The sequence below is a fragment of the Streptoalloteichus tenebrarius genome (genome assembly GCF_024171885.1).
In the GTDB taxonomy this organism is placed as follows: Bacteria; Actinomycetota; Actinomycetes; order Mycobacteriales; family Pseudonocardiaceae; genus Streptoalloteichus; species Streptoalloteichus tenebrarius.
Map to the genome: position 1 here is coordinate 12,583 of NZ_JAMTCP010000005.1, position 21,383 is coordinate 33,965.

Here is a 21,383-nt window from a genome sequence, read left to right on the forward strand (position 1 = left end):
GGGACCCCGATGAGCAGTCCCGGCCTGGCGGCACTGTCCGACGGCATCGAGTCCTGCCCGACCCCGGTGCTGCTGGTGGACCTGGCGACGCGCACCGTGGTCGAGACGAACCAGGCCGCCGCCGCGCTCGCGCCCGGGCTCCGGCTCCCGGTGGACGTCGACGCCTGGGGCAAGGCCGCCGGCCTGACCGACGTCGAGGGGCGCCCGCTGGACGACCCGTGGTCCCCGCTGCACCGCGCGGCCGGCGGTCAGCGGGTCGCCGGGGAGGCGGTGACGCTGGGCGGGTCGGAGCGGGACGTGCTGTGGCTGACCTCGGTCCCGCTGCCGAGCCAGGTGGGGCCGCTGGGCGCGGCCATGGTGCTGCTGCTGCGGCTCGCCGAGTCCGAGGGCTTGGCCGACCGGCGGCTGGAGCTGGTCAGGGGCAGGGCGCTGGCTGGGACCGACGTCTCCGTGATGATCTGCGACGCCCGGCGGCGGGACTACCCCGTCGTCTGGGTCAACCCCGCCTTCACCAGGATGACCGGCTACGAGCCGCACGAGGTCATCGGGAGGAGCGCGAACGTGCTCCAGGGGCGGCACACCGACGTGCAGGCGGTCGATCGGATGCGCCGGGCGCTGCGCGAGCGCCGGCCGGTGACCGAGGTGCTGCTCAACTACCGCAAGGACGGCGTGGCGTTCTGGAACGAGCTGACCATCAGCCCGGTGCAGGACGCCACCGGCCAGCTCACGAACTTCGTCGCGGTGCAGGCCGACGTGACCGAACGGGTCCTGCTCGAACACCAGCGGCAGGCCGCGCTGGCCGCCGCCGAGGAGGACCGGCACCACCTGCGGTTGCTCACCGAGGCGACCGCCGCCCTCAGCGCCACCCTCGACACCAGTGACGCCGCCCGCCGGCTGGCCCAGCTCGTGGTGCCGGCCCTGGCCGACTACTGCTGCGTCGACCTGCTGGACGAGCCCGGCGCCGGCGCCGCCACCCGGGTCGCGGCCAGCCACCGCCGGGGCGACCGGGTCTCGCTCCTGCACCGCCAGGGCGAGCTGGTCGCCCCGAGGATCGGCGGGGCCGACCGGGTGTCGCGGGTGCTGTCCGGCGGGCGCGCGGTGCTGCTGCCGGACGTCTGCGGCGAGACCGGCGAGGCCCGGTGCGCGGCCGAGCTGGCCGAGCTGGACCTCCAGCTCCGCCCACTGTCGATGATCATCGTGCCGCTGCGCGCCAGGGGGCGGGTGCTCGGCGCGCTCACCCTCTGCACCGAGCGGCCCTACGGCCGCCGGTACGCCGACAGCGACCTGGACGTGGCGTCCGACCTGGCCAGCCGGGTCGCGCTCGCCGTGGACAACGCGCGGCTGTACGCCAGGGAGCACGAGGCGGCGCTGACGCTGCAACAGAGCCTGCTGCCGGCCCCGCCGCCCGTGCCCGGCCTGGCCGTGGCCGCCCGGTACCTGGTGGGCGCCGGCGAGGCCGAGGTCGGCGGCGACTGGTACGACGTGCTGCCGCTGCCGGACGGCGCGGTGGGGCTGGTCGCCGGAGACGTGGTCGGCCACGACCTGCGGGCCGCCGCCGCGATGGGGCAGATCCGGGGCCTGCTGCGGGCCTGTGCCTGGGAGGGCTCGCCGCCCGGCGTGGTGCTGGACCGCTCGGACGAGATGGTGCAGGCGCTGGGCGTCGGCGCGATGGCGACGGCGGTGTGCCTGCGGCTGGAGCCGAGGGACGGCTCGGGGATGCGCCGGCTGCGCTACGCCAACGCGGGCCACCCCGCGCCGCTGCTGCGCACGCCGGACGGGGAGACCTCGTGGTTGACCGGGCGGCGGTCGCCGCTGCTCGGCGCGGTGCTCGGCGGCGACCGGGGCGAGGACCAGGTGGACTGCCCCGACGGGTCCCTGCTGCTGCTCTACACCGACGGCATCATCGAACTCCGGGGCGCCGACCCCGACGAGCGGACGGCGCGGTTGCGCGAGGTCGTCATGAGCCTGGACGCGGAATGCCCCGTGGAGGAGGTCTGCGACCGCGTCCTCACGGCGATGCACAGCGACCTGCGGCAGGACGACGTCGTGCTGCTGGCCGTCCGCGTGCTCGGCTAGGCCGTGTCTGGTTGTTGATCTTGTGGTGCGTCGTGGTGAGCTGACCGAACAGGCGTGGACGCGGACCAAGCCGTTGCCGCCCAGCGGTTGACGTCGTAGTCGCCCGTGGGCGGGACCATCGGCTGACGATCAACGGGGTGCCGTGGAAGCGCGGCGCGGCGCCGGTCTCTGATGGCCGGCATCCGCTGTCACACCCGGTCTAGGCGCATCCGCACCCGCCCTAGACCCGGGTGCTCACCGACACGGCCCACGACACCCGCGCGATCCACGAACACCTGCGCCGCCGGCGTCACGGCCACGATCGGCGCAGGCGGGGCGACCGGGTCCGCAACTGGCTGGCCCAGGGCAGCCACGGCCGCAATACCGTGGAAGGCCGCATCGACCGCCTCCAGCAGTGGCGCAGCCTGGCCACCCGATACAGACGAGACCTCCCGGTCCTACCCGGCCGCCCTCACGATCGCCAGCATGATGGTCTGGCCAGCCACCGAATAGCACCGAACAGACAAGACACGCCCTAGCTCCTCTCGCGCGCCTCGGACAGCCCCTGCCGCGTGGCGGGGTCCTCGGGCGGGCCGCTCCAGGTGAACTGCACCTCGCAGAGCTTCTCCGGCGTCCCGCGCCCGCCCTGGTCCGAGCCCAGCCGCCACACCACGACCAGCCACCGGCCGTGGGGCAGCTCCCATCGCCACAGGTAGTCCTCGGCGACGATCTGCGCCCACTCCTCGACACCACGGCACACGTAGGGTCCGTGGTCGTCGACCTCCTGAGAGCGCATCAGCACCCGTTGCCCGCGATCGATCCGGTACAGCTCGATCCGGTGCCAGTAGCTCCACGGCACGACCAAGATCCTCTCAGCGTTGGGCCAGGACGGTGTCGTCGACCCCGCCGGACCCGGCGGGACCGGCGCGTCCCGACGGCGAACCGACGGTGGTTCGACGGCGAACCCACCACCCGTGCTCGGACACCCTGCCAACGACCGGGAGGGCCGGGGCGATGCGTGCCGCGCGACGGGCCCGACCCTCCCTCCATCGCGCGAGGGGGCCGATGAGTTTCCCAAGTCCGCCGAACGGCGGTACGGCGGGTGATTCCGTGCGCGTCCGGGGGAAGCGCGCTCGGGGCGCGCGCCGGGCGACCGGCCCATCGGCCGGATCGGCCGGCCCTCCATTTCAGTCCACAATGGACATTCGCTGTTCCGGCGCCGCGCGGGCGCGCCCGGGGTGGAGGTGTTCACATGGTGGGAAGAGCGCGTGTGAACCGGGATACCCTCGAATGCCGACCCGATCGCCACGGGGCGTCACGTTTTCCCTGTGCTGGCAGGGTGAATGGCCACGGTCGGAGCAATTTCTCCTGCGGTCGGGGGTGTTTCCCTTGTGGGGTACAGGATCCCAACAGAGTTCGGAAACAGACCATTCGGACGAGGTTCGGTCGTCGGCGTTGGGACGGTCGGCCGCACGGCCAGCATCGAGCGCTCCGGGTACCGCGGGGACCGTCCTGGAACCCGCCGCACGGCCAGCAGAGCCGACCTCCGACACGGCCAGCGCGGGCACCCGAGAAAGACGAGAAAGCACGACGCCGTCGGGGCCGCACGTGCGTCGGCCCCGACGGCGTCGCTTCAGAGTCGTCCCACACCCGCCGCCACGCTGTCGGCGCGCCGCCGTCGCTCAGGTGCGCGCGGGCCCGGGGACCTCGACCGCCCCGCGTCCGGCGGGGACGGCGAGGCGTCCGGTGCGGTCCTGGTCAGTCGGTCTCGGGAAGCTGGGCCTCGCCCTCCAGGGGCTCCGCATGGGAGTGGAACGCCAACAGGTCGTCACGGAGGCGGGGCCGGGGCATCCAGTCCCGCATGATCCAGGACGGACGGAAGCCCGTGACGACACCGTCCGTCAGCGGGACGGACGGCGGACCGTCCGACACCTGCTCGTCCTGTCGGGGGGTGCGCTGGTCACTTCCCCGTTGCACGGCGACCACCTCCTGTGCGTCCGCCGGCGACCCGGGCTGGCCCGTCGGCCAACGACGCCGGCACGACCATGATTCCCGTCACACCGAGGAGAGCCGAGCCGGATCGACGCCGGCTCGACTCCTGATCGATTCGTGGACCGATCCACGGTGCGCGCGGGCCCCGGCGCGTGTTCCACGCTCCGTAGCGTCGGGCGGGACGGGGCGCCACCGCGTTCACCCGCCCTCCCGGCGCGGCGTCCGCTCCTCCGCCGACCCCGCCGACCCTCCGGACTCGTCCCCCGCCGACCGCTCGGAGCCCTCCCCGCTCCCGGCGGCCCCGGCCTCGCCGGTGTCCAGGCGGCGCTCGAAGCCGATCTCCGGGTCGTCGTCGGCCGGCGGCTCGGGGTCGCGCCCCTCCTCGATCCGCGACGGCCGGTTCGACCGCACCAGCCCCTCGACGTCGTGCTTGAGCTTGTCGTCCTGCCGGGCCCCGTGCTTGTCACTGCCGCGGTGCACGACGACCACCTCCCGTGCCAGCCCCGGCCGGCGCGGTCGCGTAGCGCAGCAGCGCGCCGACGCCCTCCGGCAGCTCCGGCCGGTCCTCCGTGACCACGCGAACCGTGGCGCCGGTGTCCAGCGCCGCGCGGAGCAACGCCGCGTCGGCGCGGTCCCGCACCGGGCGCGACACCCCGCGCTCGCGCAGCTCGGACTCGTCGACGGCCACCTGCGCCGGCTCCGGCCCGACCCACAGCTCGCGGTCCTCCGTAGCGTCTCCCAGCAGCAGGAGCGTGTCCACCTGTCCGTCGCGCAGCGCCGAGGCCACCTCGCGCAGCGTGGCCACCGCCCGCCCCGTCGCACCCGAGCGGGCGCGGCCCGACTCGGCGACGAACCGGTCCATGCTCTCCGCCTGCTCCCGGTCGACCCGCTCGGCCACCAGCCGCCGCACCTCGGTGGCCAGCGCCTCCGGGTCCATGCCCTCGGCGAGCCCGCCCGCCTCGGCCTCGACCGCGATCGCCCGGCAGGCCGGGCTCAGCCGGGCGCACACCGCCTTGCGCGCCTGCACCTCGCCGGCCACGACGAGGAGGCGGGCGCCCATGTCCCGCACCATGCGGTCGACGTCGCCGGCGATCCGCGCGGCGTTGTGCTCGGCCAGGTTCTCCACCCGCTGCTGCATCTTGCGGTGGGACCACCCCCCGTCGCCGCCCTTGTGCGCGGGGTGTTCCTCGCCCCGCACCTCCCGCGACATCACCGACTCGCCGACCACGCGGTAGCCGCGGATCTCTGCTCCGACCCGGTCGACGACGACCACCACGTGCGGCACGGTCGGCGGCATCTGGGCCAGCAGGGGCATCAGGTGGGGCAGGGGGCCGAACCGGGCCTCCTGCCGGACCGGCGGGTCGGGCAGCTCGGCGTCCAGCACCACCTCGCCCCCGGTCGCGACGAGCGCCCTGCCCGCGCGGCCCACGGCGGGGATGCCGGTGTCGGCGGCGAGGTCCAGCGCCCGCAGCGTGTCCTCGTCGGCGCCCTGCTCGGCGAGCTGGCCCCGCAGGTCCCGCCACCGCAGCTCGATGGCGTGCTCGGCGTCCTCGGTGTCGTGCGAGGCGTCGTAGTAGACCGACGCGAACGGGCCTGGTCGGCGGACAACCTCGGTCAGTGCGGCGAAGTCCATGCCATCCCCTCCTCAGTCGTCACTCGTCCGTCACTCGTCCGTCACTCACTGCCGCCGCGCCGGCGGAGCTTGAAGAAGTTGCTCTGCTCGCCGCTCCTCAGGTGCTCCTGGTACAGGAACTCCAGGTCGCGCTCGTCGAACGTCCTGAACCACTCGTCCCAGCTCACCTCCTGCAACGTCTCCCCGCCGTAGCCGGGGAAGTCGAACCGCAGCACGCCGAGGTGGTCGCCGTGCTCGGTGCCGGGGACCGTGGCGGGCGTGGCCTCCCGCTCCTCCGCCCACCGGCGGATCACGTCGTGGTCCCTCGTCGTCAGGCTCTGGCCGGGGTGCTCTTCCCGTTGTTCGTCCTCAGCCATGAGGTTCACGTCCTTCGCGTTCTCGCCGTCGGCGGCCCCTGTCGCCCTGTCGCCCTGGCGGCCTGGCTCGCCGGTCGGGCCGCGGCCGTCAGGGCGCGCCGCCGCGCCCGGTCGCCGCGTCGCGCATGCGGTCCACGAGCGCGACGCCCGGCGCGAGCAGGCGGTCCAGCGGCGGCCGGTCGGGCGCCGAGGGGTGCGGCCTGGTCGGCGCGACCTCCCTGGCCCGCCGGACCCGCGCGCCCAGCGCGTCCAGCTCGTCCTGGCCGCAGTGCTCGACCAGGCGGGGCAGCAGCTCCCGCTCCTCCTCGTGGAGGTGGTTGCGGACCTCGCCGACCAGCTTCCGGCACAGCTCGTCGAACCGGGGGTCCACCGGGTCCACGCCGTCGAGCTGCCGCATCGTCCGCTCGGCCTCGGCGTGCTCGCCCAGCTCGCGGTCGGCGACCGCGTCGCCGTCCGGCAGCGCCCGGCGCACCGCCGGGTAGAGGTGCGTCTCCTCGGCGACGAAGTGCCGGACGAGCACCGTGATCACGTGGTCGGCCAGTTCCCTCCGGTGCCGGGGCGCGCCCCGCCCGGACTCCAGCTCCTCGAACACCCGCTCCACCGCGCGGTGGTCGGCGGTGAGTTCGGCGACCAGGTCGGCGTTGGTCGGGCTCGTCACGTCTCCTCCCGCCGCCAGGCGCCGTCGTCGCCCGTCCGGGGGTCCGGCTGGGGCACGGCGTCGCCCGGCCGTCGTTCGTCCGTGTGGCACGCGTCGACACGTGTCACACCCCCGGCTTACCCAGCCGGACGGCGCTCAACCCGGCGCGGCCGGACGGGGGCGAGCCACCCGCCGTCCGGGTTTCCCGACCCCCTGCCCGGGTAGTCCCCAGGCATGGTCAGCGTGGGCTACTTCCTGGCGTGCGAGACATGGGGCCCGCACGATCTGGTGCGGCAGGCCCGGTGGGCCGAGGAGGCCGGCTTCGAGCGGCTGTGGATCTCCGACCACTTCCACCCCTGGACCGACGCGCAGGGCAACAGCCCGTTCGTCTGGGGAGTGATCGGGGCGCTGTCGCAGGTCACCCGGTTGCCGATCACGACGGCGGTCACCTGCCCCACGGTGCGCGTTCACCCGGCCGTGGTCGCCCAGGCCGCCGCCACGGCCGCGGTGCAGTGCGAGGGCCGGTTCGTGCTGGGCGTGGGCAGCGGCGAGTACCTCAACGAGCACGTCCTCGGCGACCACTGGCCCCCGGCCGACGTGCGCCTGGCGATGCTGGAGGAGGCCGTCGAGCTGATCCGCGCGTTGCACCGGGGAGACCGGGTCACCTACCGCGGGGAGTACTACGAGGTGGAGAACGCCCGGATCTACACGCTGCCCGAGGAGCCCGTCCCGATCTACGTCTCCGGTTTCGGGCCGAAGTCCGCGCAGCTCGCCGGGCGGATCGGCGACGGCTACATCTGCACCAAACCGGACCGCGACCTCGTCAGGAGGTTCCGCGAGTGCGGCGGCGAGGGCCTGCCGGCGCAGGCCGGGTTCAAGGTGTGCTGGGCGCCGACCGAGGAGCAGGCCGTGGCCACCGTCCGCCGGTTGTGGCCCACCGAGGCGCTGCCCGGGGAGCTGTCGCAGGTCCTGCCGGAGCCGAGGCACTTCGAGCAGGCGAGCCAGCTCGTCACCGACGACGCGCTGCGCCAGGCCGTGCCGTGCGGGCCGGACCTGGAGCGCCAGCTCGCCCAGGTCCGCGCGTTCGCCGAGGCCGGCTTCGACGAGGTGTACGTGCAGCAGGTCGGGCCGGACCAGGAGCGGTTCTTCGAGCTGTGGCGCGACGAGGTGCTGCCGAGGGTCCGCGAGTCGGCCGTGGCGGCGCGCTGAGGCGAGGGGGAGGAGACGAGAAGACGATGACCCGTCCCGACGAGCACGGCAGGGAGCCGACCAGCCCACCCGGCGACGAGGCTCCGCCGTCGGCCGAGGAGCCGGAGGACGCGCTGAACCTCCAGAGCGCGGAGGACCTCGACGAGGACCGGCTCGGCATGGACCCGTTGGAGGAGGGGCGCGACCCGGCCGAGGGCTGGAGCGGCGCGACCAAGCCCGGCCTCACCCCGTTCGAGGAGACGCGTGGGGAGACGCTGGACCAGCGGCTGGCCGAGGAGGAGCCGGACTTCGGGGAGCGCCGGCCCAGCGACCGGCGCGAGGAGCCCGAGGAGGACCGCCAGGGCGGCGCCTACCGGTACGCCAGCCCCGGCGGCTCGCCGGAGGGCCTGACCGTGCGCGACGAGCCCAACCTCGATCTTGCCGAGGAGGGGCTTGAGGAGGACGCGGAGGGCGCGCCAGGCGCTGGGGACACCGGGGGAGTCGTGGCCGAGGAGGGCTTCGACCCCGAGCTGGCCGGCTCGGACGAGGAGGGCTTCGACCCCGAGCTGGCCGGCTCGGACGAGGAGGAGCACCGGGCCCCGCCCGGCACGACCCCGTCCGAGCAGTCGGAAGACATGTGATCCAGAAGGCGTGTGACCCGAGAGGGAGGGGCGGCCGTCGTGGACGCGGCGGCCGCCCGGCGTGGGCGGGACGTCCGCCCTCGCCGAGGACCGAGGCGAACCGAGGCGTCGGCGGTGTCGTCGGGCGAGGCGAGGCGGCCGACGCGGAAGGAGACACGGGATGGCGACCGCGCGGGACATCATGACCCCGGACTGTCAGTGCGTGGGCGAGCAGGAGACCCTCGTCGACGCCGCCAGGAAGATGCGGGACCTCGACGTCGGCGCCCTGCCGATCTGCGGCACGGACGACCGCCTGAAGGGCGTTCTCACCGACCGCGACATCGTGGTCCGGTGCGTCGCCGAGGCGGTGGACGCCCGCAACACCACGGTCGGGCAGCTCGCGCAGGGCGAGGGCGACCTCGTCTGGGTGGACGCGGACGCGTCCGTGGACGAGGTGGTGCAGACTATGTCCGACAACCAGGTCCGACGCGTTCCCGTGCTGGAGAACAGGCGGCTGGTGGGCATCATCTCGCAGGCCGACGTGGCGCGGGCGCTGCCGGAGAAGAAGGCCGGCGCGGTCGTCGGCGAGATCTCCCAGGAGCGATGACGTGAGCACCGAGCACGCCACGCGGATCGCGGTGGGCCCGATCCGGAGCGTGAGCCAGGACGAGTACGTGGCCACAGTGGACGGTGAGGAGCACCGGGTGCTGTTGCCGCACTGGCTGCTCGCCAAGCTGGTGGCGCGGGAGTACTGCCAGGACGAGCTGGACGGGCCGAAGGCGGTGGACGCCGCCGTGCGGGCGCTGGTCGAGGTGCACCCCGACCGCCCGCTGCCCGAGGTGATCGAGGTGGACCGCCTGGTCAGGGCGGAGCACGACTACCTGGACCACCTCGCCTCGCGGATCTGCGGGCACTGACCGGACTCCCGGGACCCGCGCGCGTGCGCGCGGTCCCCGGGCTTCCGGTCCCCTGACGACGGCACGGCCCTGACCGGAGCGGTCGGGGCCGTGCCGTCTCACGGTCTCTCGCGGTCGTGTCGTGCTCTCTCTCGTGGAACGGGTGTCAACCCGCTCAGCCGAGCGCGGCGGCCAGCGGGGCGCAGAACGGCCCCGCGAGGAAGTCGGCGAGCCTCGGCCAGTGTCGACGGATGCGCATGTGGTCCCCCCAGAGTCGACGTCCCTGGTTCCCGGCGCCCGACGGCTCGGCCACCGGTCCTCGTCACGGTGAGGTACGGGGTGAGCCCGGGTCTATCCCTCGAAGGTGTGACACAGGATCTCGAATGAGTGACGGGGGAGCGGGGCGACGGAGGTGTCGTCAGTCGGCGCGGCCGGTGGCATCGGCGTCAGCATCGGCACCGGCGGCACCGGCGGCACCGGCGGGACCAGCCGCACCGGACGACTCCGCGAACAGCGGCCCCGGCGTGATGCCCAGTCGCAGGAGCGACCCCCGCAGGTGCGCCCGCAGCAGGCGCTTCGCGCGCTCCGGGTCACCCTCGCGCAGCGCGGCCGCGATCGCGACGTGCTCGTCGCCCACCTTGGCGGCGTGGTCGGGGTCGACCCGCCGGGCGATCGCGGTCAGCCGCACCTGCCGGTCGCGCAGGGCGTCGTACTGGTCGCTGATGAGCGGGTTGTCCCCGGCCGCGACCAGGCGGGCGTGGAAGTCCCTGTCGGCCGCGTGCCGCTCGCCCTCGTCCATCGGCCTGCCGTGGAACGCGGCCGGGTGCGCGGCCAGGTCCGCGCCGACGGCGCGCAGCGCGTCCCGGCCCCTGGCGGCGAGCTTGTCGATGGCGAAGCTCTCCATCACCAGGCGCGCCTCCAGCAGGGCCTGCGCCTCCGCCGCGCTCACCGGCACCACCCACGCCCCCCGCTTCGGGTACAGGCGGAGGAAGCCCTCGGCCTGCAACCGCAGGAACGCCTCCCTGACCGGTGTTCGCGACATCGCCAGGGCGGCGGCCACCTCGCCCTCGGACAGCAGTTCCCCGTCCGCGTAACTGCCGTCGAGCAGGCAGCCCTTCACGTGGGCGTACGCCCGCTCGGTCGCCGACACGCCCGCCGCCGTCCCCGCCGTCCCGGCCGGCGCGGCCTCCACCCCGTTGTGGGTCATGTGTTTCATTGTCCTGTTCCCCCGGGTCCGGTGGCCGCGTGGTCACGGGCGCGGCGCCGCGCGACGAGGGCGGCGCCGGCGCACAGGACGACCGCGAGGACCAACGGGACCAGGAAACCCGGCGAGGTGGGGTCGTCGAGCGAGGCGCCCGCGAGCACCACGAGCACGGTCGCCGGCACGCTCCCCACGGCCGTGCCGAGCGCGAAGTGCGCGGGCCGCAGCGACGTCACGCCGCAGGCGTAGTTCACCGCGCTGAACGGCACCACCGGCAACAGCCGGAGCTGGAGCACCGCGAGCCAGCCGTGCCGGCGCAACAGCCCGTCCACCCTGCCCAGCGCGCCGCGTTCGAGCCTGGCGGCCACGAGATCGCGCCCCAGCGCCCTGGCCACGAAGAACGAGGCGAGCGCCGCCGCCGTCGCGCCCACCACGGCCAGGGCGCTGCCGGCCACGGCGCCGAACAGGGTCCCGCCGGCCAGGCTGAGCAGGGGGCGCGGCACGAGCACGAGTGCCGCCGCGACGTACACCGCCACGTAGGCGAGCGGGGCGAACGGCCCCGTCCCCAGCACCCACTCCCTGACCTGTTCGGGCGTGGGGAGGGGAACGGTGAGGGCCAGCGCGCCGAGCGCCGCCGCGACCGCGACCAACCCCGCGACGCGGAGCCGTTGGCCGGTGACGGGACGGGAGGGCGCGGGGTCCGGTGTCATCGGCGAGACGTTAGGTCATCCCTCGGCCGCGCCCCGCGGGGAGTGCCCGTCATCCAGGGGACCGGGGAGCGGTGACGGAAAGCCGGAAACGTCCCGAATAGCCGGTACGTCTGTGCGGGCCGTCACAGAATTCGAGCTTAGATACAACTTGTATCTAAGCTCGCCGCGGAGGTGCGCATGTCGATCGCGGAAGCAAGCGCCACGTCGTCCCGCCCCGAGGTGGTGGGCACGGGACCCGGGCACCAGGACACCGGCAGGGCCTGGCTGGTCTGGGGCGCCGGCGTGGCCTGCTACGTCGCGGCCCTGTTCCACCGGATGAGCCTGGGAGTGGCCGCCCAGGAGGCGTTGGACCGGTTCGCCACCGGCCCCGCCGTGCTCGCCCTGTTCACCGCGCTCCAGCTCGGCGTCTACCTCGTCCTCCAGGTGCCCGCCGGCGTGCTCGCCGACCGCTGGGGACCCCGGCGCGTCCTCACCGGCGGCACCATGGCGATGGCCGTGGGCGCCGTGCTGTTCGCGGTGAGCACCGCCCTGCCCGCCGGCATCGCCGCGCGCGTCCTGGTGGGCGCCGGCGACGCCTTCATGTTCACGAACGTGCTGCGCCTGGCCGCCCACTGGTTCACGCCCCGGCGCTACGGCCTGGTCGTCTCCCTGACCGGCCTGGCCGGCGGCGCCGGCCAGCTCGTCGCCACGGTGCCGCTGACCACCTCGCTGCACAACCTCGGCTGGACCGGCACCTTCCTGGCCGCCGGCGCCGCCACCGTCGTCCTCGCGGTCGCCGCGCTCGCGCTGGTCAGGGACCGCGCCGCCGCGCCGGAGCCGGTTCACGCCGCCGCTGCCGCACCCGTCGAGCGGGTCCGCACCGCGCTGCGGGGCGTCGTCGCCCAGCGCGGCACCCGGCACGCCTTCTGGTCGCACTTCGTCTTCATGGGCCAGTTCGTGGCGCTGACCGCCCTGTGGGGCGCGCCGTGGCTGACCACCGGCCAGGGGCACTCCGCGGCGGAGGCCGCCACGCTGCTCATGGTCTGCGTGCTGGCCTTCACCCTCAGCTCGCCGGTCATCGGCAGGGTCGCCGCCGGCAACCCCGCCCGCACCCGCCTGTTCAGCGAGGTCCTCGCCGTGGTCGTGCTGGTCGGGTGGCTGACCGTCGTGCTGTGGCCGGGGGCGCTGCCCCTGCCGGTGGTCGTCACGGTGCTGGTGGTGCTCGGGGTCGGCGGCGCGTCGGCCCTGCTGGCCTTCGACACCGCCCGCTCCGCCAACCCCGAGCACCGCTCCGGCACCGCCGCCGGCGTGGTCAACCTCGGCGGGTTCACCTGCGCGGTGCTCGCGCAGCTCGCCGTCGGCTGGGTGCTCCAGGCCGCCGGCCCGACCGGCTACCGCTGGGCGTTCGTGCCCGTGGTCGTGCTGGTGGCGGTCGGCGCGGTCGGGCTCTTCCGCAACCGCCTCACCACCACGTAGGCGAGCCCGAGCAGCGCGAGGTAGGGCAGCCCTGCCTTCCACGCCACCGAGAACTGCTCGGTGAACGCCGTGGTCACCAGCACCGCGAGCACGAACAACGCGGCGAGCGCGGTGGTGACGGGCGCGCCGGGCAGGCGGATCGGGGAGGCGGGCAGCCCCGCCCGCGCCCGGTGCCGGCGGAACGCCGCGTGCGTGGCGAAGATGATCAGCCAGGTCACCAGCGCCCCGAACAACGCGATCCCCAGCATCACCGGGAACGCGCTCTCCGGCGCCGCCACCGACACCACCGCCGCCAGCACCAGGCCGGTCGCGGACAACGCCAGCGCGTTGCGCGGGACGCCCTGGCGGTTGACCCTGCCCATCCAGCGGGGCGCGTAGCCGTCCTGCGCCAGCGAGTGCGCCATCCGCGCGGTCACGTAGAGGTTGGTGTTCATCGCCGACAGGGCGGCCGTCAGGACCACGAAGTTCATCAGCCCGGCAGCGGCGGGGACCCCGGCCGCGGCGAACAGCCGCACGAACGGGCTTGACTGGAGCCCCTCCGAGCTGGCCGCCTCCCGCCACGGCACGACCGACACCACCACGGCCATGCCCAGCACGTAGAACAACGCCAGGCGCAGCACCATCCTGCGGGCGGCCCTGGGCAGGTCGCGGGCGGGGTTCCTGGACTCGGCGGCGGTCACCGCGACCGCCTCGGTGCCCAGGTAGCTGAAGGTCACCACGGTCAGGGCGAGCCAGACCCCGCTCATGCCGTTGGGCGCGAACCCGCCGTGCTCGGTCAGCGCGGACAGGCCCGTCGCCGGCCTTCCCGGCAGCCCCACGGTCACCGCGAGCACGCCGATCAGCACGAACACGACGATCGTGACGACCTTGATCATCGCGAACCAGTACTCGAACTCGCCGAAGAACCGCACCGACACCGCGTTCACCGCGAGCATGACCACGGAGAACACCACCACCGGCAGCCACAGCGGGAGCTGCGGCCACCAGAACCGCACGTACAGCCCGGCGGCGACCACCTCGCTGCCCACGTTGACCACCTGTGCGGTCCAGTAGATCCACCGCTGCACGAACCCGGCGGCGGGACCGAGGTAGCGGTGCGCGATCGCGCCGAACCCGCCGGCCTCCGGGTGCACCACCGTCATCTCGGCCAACGTGTAGGCCACCACGAGGGCGGCCATGGCCGCCACCACGTAGGCCACGATCACCGAGGGCCCGGCCAGCGAGATCGCCAGTCCTGAGCCGAGGAACAGGCCGGTGCCGATGGCCCCACCGATGGCGATCATGCCGACCTGGCGGCCGGTCAGCTCGCGCCGCAGCCCGGCCCTGCCGGGTGGCGCGTGCTCGGCGGGCGCGGGGGCGTCGCCGGTCATGGACTTCCTCCTCGAGAGTCGCCGCTCACCGACCGCCGACCGCGCCGAACACGACGACGGCCGCCTCGGTGAGGCGGCCGTCGGTCACGTCCGGATGGGCGCGGGTCAGCGAGCCGCCTGCGAGGACGGCCACCACCACGACGCACACCGGTCGAACATGGCGAAGAGGGTAACAATTGACCTCACAACCATCCCCGGTCTGTGGCGATCCGCACGGCGACGTGCCGGTTCGCCGCGCCCAGTTTGCCGATGGCCGAGGACAGGTGGTTGCGGACCGTGCCGACCGACAGCCCCATCCGGCGCGCGATCGCCGTGACCGACTCGGCGTCGGCGGCGAGCCGCAACGCCTCCAGCTCCCTGGGCGTCAGCGGGCACCGCTCGGAGCCGAGGGTGTCGGCCAGCAGCTCCGGCTCCACCCACGTGCGGCCGCCGTGCACGACGCGGATGGCGTGCGCCAGCGCCGCGGCCGGCGACTCCTTCCGCAGGAAGCCGTGGGCGCCGGCCCGCAACGCCCTGCGCACCTGGCCGGGCCGCCCGTGCCCGGTCACCAGCACGGCGCGGCAGTCGGGCGCGACCCTGGGCAGCCGCTCGACCACCTCGATGCCGTCCGGCGCCGGCATGGCCACGTCGAGCACGGCCACGTCCGGCCGGAGCCGGCCGGCCATGGCCAGGGCCTCGGCCCCGCAGCCGGCGCTGCCCACCACCCGCAGGTCCGGCTCCAGGTCCAGCAGCGAGGCCAGCGCCTCGCGAACCATCTCGTGGTCCTCGGCCAACAACACGTCGATCACGAAGCCTCCTTCACGGGCCCTCCGGTCCCCGGCTCGCCGAGGGGGTCGCGCGGCGCCGTGGCGACCAGCCGGAACTCGCCGGTCCCCGTGGGGCCGGCCGACACGGCGCCGTCCACACGGGACAGTCGTTCCGCGAGGCCGGCGAGCCCGCCCCGCTCGCTCGGCGCCTCGACGTGGACGCCGGCGGCCCGCAGCACCGCCGTGACCCCGGCCAGCTCCGAGTCCAGCGACGCCCTGCGGTAGCCCCGCACGACCTCGCGGACCTCCCGTATCGCGGTCGTCGTGGTCGCGCGGATCTCGCGGAGCGCGTCGCCGGCCCGCTCGGGCGCCGAGGGCAGCAGCCGGCTGGCCAGCTCCGCCCGCAACGCCACCACCTGGAGGCCGTGGCCGAGCACGTCGTGCAGGTCGCGGGCGAACCGCAGCCGCTCCTCGTCGACGGCGGCGCGGGCGAGCTGGGCGCGGGTGTCGTGCAGGTCCCGCACCACCCACGTCACCCAGACCGTGCCGAAGGTCCACGACGCGTAGAGCGGCACCATCGCGGCGTAGAACAACGCGTTGCCGTGGGACGCCCCGAAGGACCACACCGTCGCGTACTCGGCGACGGCCGCGAGCGTGACCACGACGACCGCCCACCGCCGGGGGAGCACGACGGCGCACGCGCCGATCGCGACGACGGGCACCGTCGCGCAGGTGGGGCCGGAGAGTGGCAACAGGAAGGCCAGCACGACGACGCCCGCCAGCTCGGCGTGGTGCCGGGGCCGGACCCTCCCCCTGATCGCCGCGCCCAGCACGTCGGTGTGCAGCGCGATCAGGGCGGCCGCGCCCAACGCGGCGGGGCCGGACGGTGGTGCGCCGGTCGGGGCCGCACCGGGCAGTGGGAGCGGCTGCACCATCATGACCAGCACGTTCGTCGTGAGCGTCGCGGTGGCGATGGTCAGCACGATGCCGGAGACGACGTTCGGACGAACTCCCTTGACCCGCTGCACGACCGCCCTTCCAGCGTGCGGAAACAGCAGCAGGGTAACTCTCGTGGGCGATGCCGGTGACCACCCGGTCATTTCCGGTGTGCCCAGCTCGGCGCGCCCGTGCGGGTCCTGTGCCGGCCCGTGCGACCGCCCGCACGCCGGTGTCCGGTGTCCCCATGCCCGCACCGCCGACGGTCCTGTGACCCGCCGGGACGAGGGCGTGGCACCACCACGGCTCGGGTTCCGGCACTGTCACCCGGCCGGCGACGCGCCCGGGGTCAGTCGAGCGCGCGCAGACGCCGGCTGTACTCCCACCGAGTGATCCGGCCGTTGCCGTAGTCGTGGTAGATCTGCGCCCGGCACACCATGGCCGCCAGGTGCTCGGCCACCTCCGCGCGCTGGACCTCCGGCACCTCGTCCATCCTGGCCACCACGGCGTCGACGATGTCGTCGACCATGCGCGCGCTCTGCCGGGCCCACGCGGGAGCCGGGTAGCGCCACCGGTGCAGGCGTCCGACGAACACCGCCCGCAGGCGGTTGTTCCCCGGTGACGGGGGTCGGGACGGCGGGTGCTGGTCAGCCACGGGGCCTCCGCCGCGGCCGGTCCTGGTCGCCCCGGCGACCAGGACCGGCCGCGCTTGGGTCCGGGGAGACCGGGTCAGGCGGCGCCGTCACGGCGCTGCCGCTGCAACCGGGCCACGCACCAGGCCGGCGCGCTGCCCCGGCGCAGGTGCTCCAGGACGGTCAGCGGGCCCAGTCGGCGACCCAGGTCGGCCGGCTTGAGCCCCGCGGCCCGCCAGTCCAGGGCGCGTTGGTCCAGGGGGCTCACCCCGGCGTCCCACCACCCCTCGGCCTCGGTCACGTCCCCGACGAGCTGCCACCAGCTCGCCGCGGCGGCCAGCAGCTCGGGGGGAGCCTCCGGCAGCCGCCGCCGCATCGCGGCCACGTAGGCCGGGTCGGCGGGTTCGGCCACGGCCAACGGCCCGCCGGGGGAACGGCGTTGGGCCGGGATCCGTGGCGGCGTCGGCGGCGTTGGCGGCGCCTCCGACAGCCACGCGGACCGGATGCGGTCCGCCTCGCGGAGTTCCGGGTCGCCCGACCGCTCGGCGGTCCACTCCCGGATGATCTGGTCGATCTCGGAGTCCCCGACCATCCGCTCCTCCCATCACGGCTGATGATCACGGACGGTTTCGCACCGTATTGGTGCGTGCACGCTTCGCGCTAGACCCCGCCAGGCGATATCTGTCCGTGACCTTCGGTTCCGCCGTCCGGATTCACTCGGGTGGACGTCACGCCACCAGGTGTCGGGGTGGGTTGGACCGAAGGGTCGCGTCGGCCTGCTCCGGGCGCTCGCGGGCGGTTCGGCCGGCATCGCCGGAGGTGGGACGGCGTAACGCGGCGCGGGCGCCGCTCGACGGGGCTTCCGGACGAACGTGCGGGGGCCGCACGCATACCGACTGGTCGGTCGCTGCGCTACGGTCAAGCGACACCGAACCGGGGGACGCCGCGACCCGGCGCGGCGGCCCGGGTTCGCCGACCATGGCCGGGCGCCGGCCGGGTCCCGCCCCCCGCCGGGGCGCGGAGACCCGGACGGCCCCGGGACGACCAGGAGGTGGCGCCGATGCGTCGATGGGGACTGACCGTGCCGCTCCCGGGGGTGCCGCTGGCCGCCCACCGCGACCTCGTCCGCGCCCTGCCCGACCTCGGCTGGACCGACCTGTGGACCGCGGAGACCGCGGGCGCCGACGCGTTCACCCCGCTCGCGCTGGCCGCGGAGTGGGCGCCGGACCTGCGGCTGGGCACGGCGATCGCGCCGGTCCAGACCAGGGGACCCGGCCTGCTCGCCATGAGCGCCGCCACCCTCGCCGAGCTGGCCCCCGGGCGCTTCGCGCTCGGCATCGGCGCGTCCTCCCCGGTCATCGTGGAGCAGTGGAACGCCGTGCCGTTCGACCGGCCGTACGCCCGCGTCCGCGACACCCTGCGGTTCCTGCGCAGGGCGTTCGCCGGCGAGAAGGTCGACGAGCGCTACGAGACCTTCGCCGTGCGGCGGTTCCGGCTCGAACGGCCGCCGGCCCGGCCGCCGCGCGTGCTGCTCGCCGCGCTCCGACCCGGCATGCTCCGCCTCGCGGCGCGCGAGGCCGACGGCGCGATCACGAACTGGCTCGGCGCGGCGGACGTGCCGAAGGTGCGCGCGGAGCTGGGCGCGGGGGTCGAGCTGGTGGCGCGGATCTTCGTGTGCCCGACCGAGGATGTGGAGCTGGCCAGGAAGGTCGGGCGGTCGCTGGTCGCCGCGTACCTCACGGTGCCGGCGTACGCGGCGTTCCACGAGTGGCTCGGCAGGGGGCCGGCGTTGCGCGCGATGCGGGAGGCGTGGGCGGCCGGCGACCGCCGCGCCGCCGCTGCCGCGGTCCCCGACGAGGTGGTCGACGACCTGGTGGTGCACGGAAGCCCTGACCGGTGTCGCGACCGGGTGCGGGAGTACGTCGCCGCCGGGGTCGACACGCCGGTGATCATGCTGGTGCCCACCGGCCCCGGCCAGGTCGACCAGGTCGGGGCGGTCCACGCGTTGTCCCCCGACGGCGCGGCGACGCGATGGCCCTCGCCGGCGTGACGGACAATCGGCCCCGCTGACCGCGCAGTTGACTGCGTCGCCGAACAAGGGGGACGGGAACCAGATGACGCGTGCCGAGGAGGGGCGGACCAGACGGGCCGCCGGCGAGCTGACCCCGGTGGAGGCCCGCATCATGCGGGCCGCCGTGCGGCTGTTCGCCGAACAGGGCTTCGACGGCACGACGGTGCAGCAGGTCGTGGACGCGGCCGAGGTCACCAAGGGCGCGCTCTACCACTACTTCGAGTCCAAGGACGACCTGCTCTACGAGATCTACCACTCGCTGATCGGCGTCCAGCTCGCCGGCCTGGAGCGCATCCTGGCCTCGGGCGCGGGCCCGGCCGAGACCGTGCGCGCGATGGTGGTTGACCTGGTGGAGACGACGGCCGCGCACGTGGACGAGGCGGCCGTCTTCGGCAGGGAGATGCACAAGCTGGGCGCGGAGCGGATGGCCGCCGTGCGCGCCGACCGCCGGCGCTACCACGAGGCGTTCCTGGCGGTCGTGGAGCGCGGGCAGCGGGAGGGCGTGTTCCGGGCGGAGACGCCGGCCGAGACGGTCACGCTGGTCGCCTTCGGCGTGATCAACCAGTTGCCGACGTGGTACCGGCCGTCCGGCAGGAAGCCGCCGCGCCAGCTCGGCGCGGAGATCGCCGACTTCGTGCTGGCCGGGCTGCGTCCCGAGGCCGGGTCCGGCCCCAGGGAGGCCTGAGGAGCGGCGGCGCGGGTGCGGCTGGCGGCCCGTTCGCCGGCCGCCCCGGGGCCGGGGGGGCGACCCCGGGGCGGCCGTCTCGGTGGCGGGATCAGTGATCACGTCGGCCGGGGACCGCCCCGCCAGGCTGCCGTCGCCGTCCAGCGTGGCGGCGTCCACGGCCGCCGCGCACACGATCTGGCGCGATCCGCGCTCGGTGTGCGGCACGGCGACCACCACCAACGGCGGGTCGGCCGGGGGACCTGACGGGGCGGGCGGGTGGTCAACGCGCGCGCTGCCGGGGGAAGCCAGTGTTTCAGCACGTCACACCCCATTTCAGGGCGCGGCTTCTGGCGCTGGCTTGGACCGGCACGGTGGGGTCCAGCGACCGTGCCGGCCGAGGAGCGCCAACGTCGGCGGGGCGGCGCGCAGCTCCTCGAACGGAGACCCCGCTCTGTCCAATGTGGACGGTCAGGGCCCGGTGCGAGATCGTCGGGGTCACGGTACGTGAACAAGCGGCGGCCGCCGGCCGACAGCGCCGGGCCGCTGCGTGCTCCAAGCCTTCCGCGCGGCTGTCGCGCGTTGCCCCCGAAGAGCAAGATCACCTGAGCAGGTGCCTGGCTCCCCACTCCTCTCGGGAAGGTGACCACCTGACCGCGCGCGGACACGAGGCGCGTTCGCCCGGTCCCAGTCGTGACCGGCGCCGGCAAGCTGGCCGGCCAGCACGCGACCCAGAAGCACGGCCTGAGAGCGCCGCTGGGTCGCGAACAGGCCGAACCCATGGTCCGACGGGGCTGGCGCGGAAAGGGTTCGGGAGTCGGATCGGGTCGCCGTCGCGCGCCACGGTGGCCGCCGTCCTTCGGATGGGTAGGCTCACTACGGGTCGGTGCCGGACGGCGCGTCGGGCAGTGCTAGCGTCGGGGCGTGCCCCGCTACCTGTTCACCCCTCGGTGGCTGGTGTTGCATGCCCTGCTCGTGGCCGCCGTCGTCACCTGCCTGATCCTCGGCAGGTGGCAGTGGGACCGGGCCACGTCGGCGGGTGGAAGCCTCCAGAACTACGGCTACGCGTTGCAGTGGCCCTCGTTCGCCGTGTTCTTCGTCTACATGTGGTGGCGGATGATGCGGCTGGAGGCGCGCCGGCTGGCCGAGGAGGGTGGCGAGCAGGAGCGGGCGGAGGGCGTCGTGGCCACCGACCCGACCGGCGGCGTGGAGAGCGCGGAGGCCGCGCAGGTCGGCGGCGACGCCGCCAGGAAGCCGGCGGGCGGCTCCGTGGTCGCGGCGCGGGCGCGCCGCCCCGTGCGGCCGGCGCCCGTCGACGAGGAGCCCGACGACGAGCTGGCGGCCTACAACCGCTACCTCGCCGAGCTGAACGCCCGTGCCCAGGACCCCGACGGCCGCCGCTAGGCCGTTCGACGTGTGAGAAGGCTGGACGAGTCGCGATGAATGGTGCCCTGACCCGGTTCCGGATCGCCGCCTACGTGGTCGGCGTCGGCCTGTTGGCTCTGGTGCTGGTGGCGATGCCCCTGAAATACTTCGCCGACCAGCCGTTGATGGTGCAGGTCGTCGGCCCGGTGCACGGCTTCCTCTACGCCGTTTACCTGCTCGTCACCTTCGACCTCGCGGTGCGGTCCAAGTGGCCGGTGCCGAGGACGCTGGGCGTGCTGGTGGCGGGCACCATCCCGTTCGTGTCGTTCGTGGTCGAGCGGATGGTCGTGCGCCAGACCAGGGAGGAGGCGGGGGAGGCCCAGGAGGCCACCGCCGCCTGAGCCCCTTACCCCCGCTGAGGGGGAGGGTGGGCGGCTCCGGGTAAGGGGTCGGGCCGGGCAGGGGTGCGTGATCGCCCGATGTCCGGGGGCGCACCTCAGCGCGAGTCTTGGTTCTCGTCAGGGAGAGACGGACACGGGAACCGAGAGGACGCGACATGAACGACTGGACCGCCTGGACCGCCGAGGGCGCCAACGCCGAGGTCAACTACCGCCGGGAGCTGCTGATGGCGGTGGCCGCCACCGCCCACCTGCACCGGCCCGACGAGTCGTGGGTCACGCTCCAGCGCGCCGAGGCGGGGCTGGCCGACCTGGTCACCGACGACGAGGAACCGGAGCTGGGGCCGGAGCACGCCAGGCCGGCGCGGCGCCGGCTCGCCACCTGGTTCGCCCGCCGGACCCGCCCCGCCGCCACCGCCGCCACCGCCGGCAAGCGGGCCTGCACCGCCTGACGTGTG

Annotated in this window: 25 protein-coding genes; 11 read left to right on the forward strand and 14 right to left on the reverse strand. The window is 74.7% G+C overall.

What is annotated here, in order from left to right; genetic code table 11:
* The first annotated feature begins 9 nt into the window (after nt 1-9).
* Nucleotides 10-2,076, forward strand: a complete 2,067-nt coding sequence (locus LX15_RS06890) for a SpoIIE family protein phosphatase (protein WP_253668652.1) — start codon at nt 10-12, stop codon at nt 2,074-2,076.
* A 514-nt stretch (nt 2,077-2,590) separates the two neighbouring features.
* On the opposite strand, the gene LX15_RS06895 is transcribed toward LX15_RS06890, so the two are convergent.
* The 6 genes from LX15_RS06895 to LX15_RS06920 all read right to left on the reverse strand — a co-directional run bounded on the left by LX15_RS06895 (nt 2,591) and on the right by LX15_RS06920 (nt 6,694).
* Nucleotides 2,591-2,914 (reverse strand): hypothetical protein, encoded by a 324-nt coding sequence (locus tag LX15_RS06895; RefSeq protein WP_253668653.1) that lies wholly within the window; start codon nt 2,912-2,914, stop codon nt 2,591-2,593.
* A gap of 899 nt (nt 2,915-3,813) precedes the next feature.
* Nucleotides 3,814-4,032: a hypothetical protein gene (locus LX15_RS06900; RefSeq protein ID WP_253668654.1), complete on the reverse strand. Its 219-nt coding sequence runs from the start codon at nt 4,030-4,032 to the stop codon at nt 3,814-3,816.
* A 213-nt stretch (nt 4,033-4,245) separates the two neighbouring features.
* Nucleotides 4,246-4,527, reverse strand: a complete 282-nt coding sequence (locus tag LX15_RS06905; protein WP_253668865.1) for a hypothetical protein — start codon at nt 4,525-4,527, stop codon at nt 4,246-4,248.
* Nucleotides 4,511-5,680 (reverse strand): Rv2629 family ribosome hibernation factor, encoded by a 1,170-nt coding sequence (locus LX15_RS06910; RefSeq protein ID WP_253668655.1) that lies wholly within the window; start codon nt 5,678-5,680, stop codon nt 4,511-4,513. Before LX15_RS06910 ends, LX15_RS06905 begins: the two co-directional genes overlap by 17 nt.
* Nucleotides 5,681-5,721: 41 nt before the next feature.
* Nucleotides 5,722-6,036: a hypothetical protein gene (locus tag LX15_RS06915; RefSeq protein WP_253668656.1), complete on the reverse strand. Its 315-nt coding sequence runs from the start codon at nt 6,034-6,036 to the stop codon at nt 5,722-5,724.
* An 88-nt stretch (nt 6,037-6,124) separates the two neighbouring features.
* Nucleotides 6,125-6,694, reverse strand: a complete 570-nt coding sequence (locus tag LX15_RS06920; RefSeq protein WP_253668657.1) for a hemerythrin domain-containing protein — start codon at nt 6,692-6,694, stop codon at nt 6,125-6,127.
* A gap of 213 nt (nt 6,695-6,907) precedes the next feature.
* Here LX15_RS06920 and LX15_RS06925 point away from each other — a divergent pair, with 213 nt between their 5' ends.
* The 4 genes from LX15_RS06925 (at nt 6,908) to LX15_RS06940 (ending at nt 9,398) form a co-directional block, all read left to right on the forward strand.
* The gene (locus LX15_RS06925) at nt 6,908-7,882 is read left to right on the forward strand and encodes a TIGR03557 family F420-dependent LLM class oxidoreductase (RefSeq protein ID WP_253668658.1); all 975 of its coding nucleotides are present in this window, start codon (nt 6,908-6,910) and stop codon (nt 7,880-7,882) included.
* Nucleotides 7,883-7,908: 26 nt separating this feature from the next.
* Entirely contained in the window at nt 7,909-8,502 is a 594-nt protein-coding gene (locus tag LX15_RS06930) for a hypothetical protein (RefSeq protein WP_253668659.1), read from the forward strand.
* Between the two features lie 160 nt (nt 8,503-8,662).
* Entirely contained in the window at nt 8,663-9,088 is a 426-nt protein-coding gene (locus LX15_RS06935) for a CBS domain-containing protein (protein ID WP_253668660.1), read from the forward strand.
* A 1-nt stretch (nt 9,089) separates the two neighbouring features.
* Nucleotides 9,090-9,398 carry a hypothetical protein gene (locus LX15_RS06940; RefSeq protein WP_253668661.1) on the forward strand — a complete coding sequence of 103 codons (309 nt, stop codon included), beginning with the start codon at nt 9,090-9,092 and terminating at the stop codon, nt 9,396-9,398.
* Between the two features lie 154 nt (nt 9,399-9,552).
* Here LX15_RS06940 and LX15_RS06945 read toward each other — a convergent pair whose 3' ends face one another.
* The 3 genes from LX15_RS06945 to LX15_RS06955 form a co-directional block, all read right to left on the reverse strand.
* The gene (locus tag LX15_RS06945; protein WP_253668662.1) at nt 9,553-9,690 is read right to left on the reverse strand and encodes a hypothetical protein; all 138 of its coding nucleotides are present in this window, start codon (nt 9,688-9,690) and stop codon (nt 9,553-9,555) included.
* 105 nt (nt 9,691-9,795) lie between these two features.
* Nucleotides 9,796-10,584, reverse strand: coding sequence for a GntR family transcriptional regulator (locus LX15_RS06950; RefSeq protein ID WP_253668663.1), 789 nt, complete (start codon nt 10,582-10,584; stop codon nt 9,796-9,798).
* A 5-nt stretch (nt 10,585-10,589) separates the two neighbouring features.
* Entirely contained in the window at nt 10,590-11,288 is a 699-nt protein-coding gene (locus tag LX15_RS06955; protein ID WP_253668664.1) for a TVP38/TMEM64 family protein, read from the reverse strand.
* A gap of 177 nt (nt 11,289-11,465) precedes the next feature.
* Between LX15_RS06955 and LX15_RS06960 the strand changes: the two genes are divergently transcribed.
* Nucleotides 11,466-12,743 carry an MFS transporter gene (locus tag LX15_RS06960; RefSeq protein WP_253668665.1) on the forward strand — a complete coding sequence of 426 codons (1,278 nt, stop codon included), beginning with the start codon at nt 11,466-11,468 and terminating at the stop codon, nt 12,741-12,743.
* Here the strand turns inward: LX15_RS06960 and LX15_RS06965 are convergent.
* The 5 genes from LX15_RS06965 to LX15_RS06985 form a co-directional block, all read right to left on the reverse strand.
* On the reverse strand, nt 12,659-14,113 hold the full coding sequence (locus tag LX15_RS06965; protein WP_253668666.1) for an amino acid permease: 1,455 nt from the start codon (nt 14,111-14,113) through the stop codon (nt 12,659-12,661). The genes LX15_RS06960 and LX15_RS06965 overlap by 85 nt on opposite strands.
* A gap of 182 nt (nt 14,114-14,295) precedes the next feature.
* Nucleotides 14,296-14,901, reverse strand: coding sequence for a response regulator transcription factor (locus tag LX15_RS06970; RefSeq protein ID WP_253668667.1), 606 nt, complete (start codon nt 14,899-14,901; stop codon nt 14,296-14,298).
* Nucleotides 14,898-15,887 carry a sensor histidine kinase gene (locus LX15_RS33025; protein ID WP_253668668.1) on the reverse strand — a complete coding sequence of 330 codons (990 nt, stop codon included), beginning with the start codon at nt 15,885-15,887 and terminating at the stop codon, nt 14,898-14,900. Before LX15_RS33025 ends, LX15_RS06970 begins: the two co-directional genes overlap by 4 nt.
* A 257-nt stretch (nt 15,888-16,144) precedes the next feature.
* Nucleotides 16,145-16,450: a hypothetical protein gene (locus LX15_RS06980; RefSeq protein WP_253668669.1), complete on the reverse strand. Its 306-nt coding sequence runs from the start codon at nt 16,448-16,450 to the stop codon at nt 16,145-16,147.
* A gap of 74 nt (nt 16,451-16,524) precedes the next feature.
* The gene (locus tag LX15_RS06985; RefSeq protein ID WP_253668670.1) at nt 16,525-17,019 is read right to left on the reverse strand and encodes a helix-turn-helix transcriptional regulator; all 495 of its coding nucleotides are present in this window, start codon (nt 17,017-17,019) and stop codon (nt 16,525-16,527) included.
* A 468-nt stretch (nt 17,020-17,487) separates the two neighbouring features.
* Between LX15_RS06985 and LX15_RS06990 the strand changes: the two genes are divergently transcribed.
* The 5 genes from LX15_RS06990 to LX15_RS07010 all read left to right on the forward strand — a co-directional run bounded on the left by LX15_RS06990 (nt 17,488) and on the right by LX15_RS07010 (nt 21,377).
* The gene (locus LX15_RS06990; RefSeq protein WP_253668671.1) at nt 17,488-18,477 is read left to right on the forward strand and encodes an LLM class F420-dependent oxidoreductase; all 990 of its coding nucleotides are present in this window, start codon (nt 17,488-17,490) and stop codon (nt 18,475-18,477) included.
* 64 nt (nt 18,478-18,541) lie between these two features.
* Nucleotides 18,542-19,183 carry a TetR/AcrR family transcriptional regulator gene (locus LX15_RS06995; protein ID WP_253668672.1) on the forward strand — a complete coding sequence of 214 codons (642 nt, stop codon included), beginning with the start codon at nt 18,542-18,544 and terminating at the stop codon, nt 19,181-19,183.
* 903 nt (nt 19,184-20,086) lie between these two features.
* Nucleotides 20,087-20,566, forward strand: coding sequence for a hypothetical protein (locus tag LX15_RS07000; RefSeq protein WP_253668673.1), 480 nt, complete (start codon nt 20,087-20,089; stop codon nt 20,564-20,566).
* Nucleotides 20,567-20,601: 35 nt separating this feature from the next.
* Nucleotides 20,602-20,928: a DUF3817 domain-containing protein gene (locus tag LX15_RS07005; RefSeq protein ID WP_253668674.1), complete on the forward strand. Its 327-nt coding sequence runs from the start codon at nt 20,602-20,604 to the stop codon at nt 20,926-20,928.
* Between the two features lie 155 nt (nt 20,929-21,083).
* Complete coding sequence (locus LX15_RS07010; protein ID WP_253668675.1) at nt 21,084-21,377, forward strand: hypothetical protein; 294 nt, start codon at nt 21,084-21,086, stop codon at nt 21,375-21,377.
* Nucleotides 21,378-21,383: the final 6 nt, after the last annotated feature.

What these genes read in the sequence shown, in the direction of transcription:
- LX15_RS06890 (WP_253668652.1), top strand. Translation starts at nt 10, where the DNA reads ATGAGCAGTCCCGGCCTGGCGGCACTGTCCGACGGCATCGAGTCCTGC.
- LX15_RS06910 (WP_253668655.1), bottom strand. Translation starts at nt 5,680, where the DNA reads ATGGACTTCGCCGCACTGACCGAGGTTGTCCGCCGACCAGGCCCGTTC.
- LX15_RS06915 (WP_253668656.1), bottom strand. Translation starts at nt 6,036, where the DNA reads ATGGCTGAGGACGAACAACGGGAAGAGCACCCCGGCCAGAGCCTGACG.
- LX15_RS06925 (WP_253668658.1), top strand. Translation starts at nt 6,908, where the DNA reads ATGGTCAGCGTGGGCTACTTCCTGGCGTGCGAGACATGGGGCCCGCAC.
- LX15_RS06930 (WP_253668659.1), top strand. Translation starts at nt 7,909, where the DNA reads ATGACCCGTCCCGACGAGCACGGCAGGGAGCCGACCAGCCCACCCGGC.
- LX15_RS06935 (WP_253668660.1), top strand. Translation starts at nt 8,663, where the DNA reads ATGGCGACCGCGCGGGACATCATGACCCCGGACTGTCAGTGCGTGGGC.
- LX15_RS06950 (WP_253668663.1), bottom strand. Translation starts at nt 10,584, where the DNA reads ATGACCCACAACGGGGTGGAGGCCGCGCCGGCCGGGACGGCGGGGACG.
- LX15_RS06955 (WP_253668664.1), bottom strand. Translation starts at nt 11,288, where the DNA reads ATGACACCGGACCCCGCGCCCTCCCGTCCCGTCACCGGCCAACGGCTC.
- LX15_RS06960 (WP_253668665.1), top strand. Translation starts at nt 11,466, where the DNA reads ATGTCGATCGCGGAAGCAAGCGCCACGTCGTCCCGCCCCGAGGTGGTG.
- LX15_RS06965 (WP_253668666.1), bottom strand. Translation starts at nt 14,113, where the DNA reads ATGACCGGCGACGCCCCCGCGCCCGCCGAGCACGCGCCACCCGGCAGG.
- LX15_RS06985 (WP_253668670.1), bottom strand. Translation starts at nt 17,019, where the DNA reads ATGGTCGGGGACTCCGAGATCGACCAGATCATCCGGGAGTGGACCGCC.
- LX15_RS06990 (WP_253668671.1), top strand. Translation starts at nt 17,488, where the DNA reads ATGCGTCGATGGGGACTGACCGTGCCGCTCCCGGGGGTGCCGCTGGCC.
- LX15_RS06995 (WP_253668672.1), top strand. Translation starts at nt 18,542, where the DNA reads ATGACGCGTGCCGAGGAGGGGCGGACCAGACGGGCCGCCGGCGAGCTG.
- LX15_RS07005 (WP_253668674.1), top strand. Translation starts at nt 20,602, where the DNA reads ATGAATGGTGCCCTGACCCGGTTCCGGATCGCCGCCTACGTGGTCGGC.
- LX15_RS07010 (WP_253668675.1), top strand. Translation starts at nt 21,084, where the DNA reads ATGAACGACTGGACCGCCTGGACCGCCGAGGGCGCCAACGCCGAGGTC.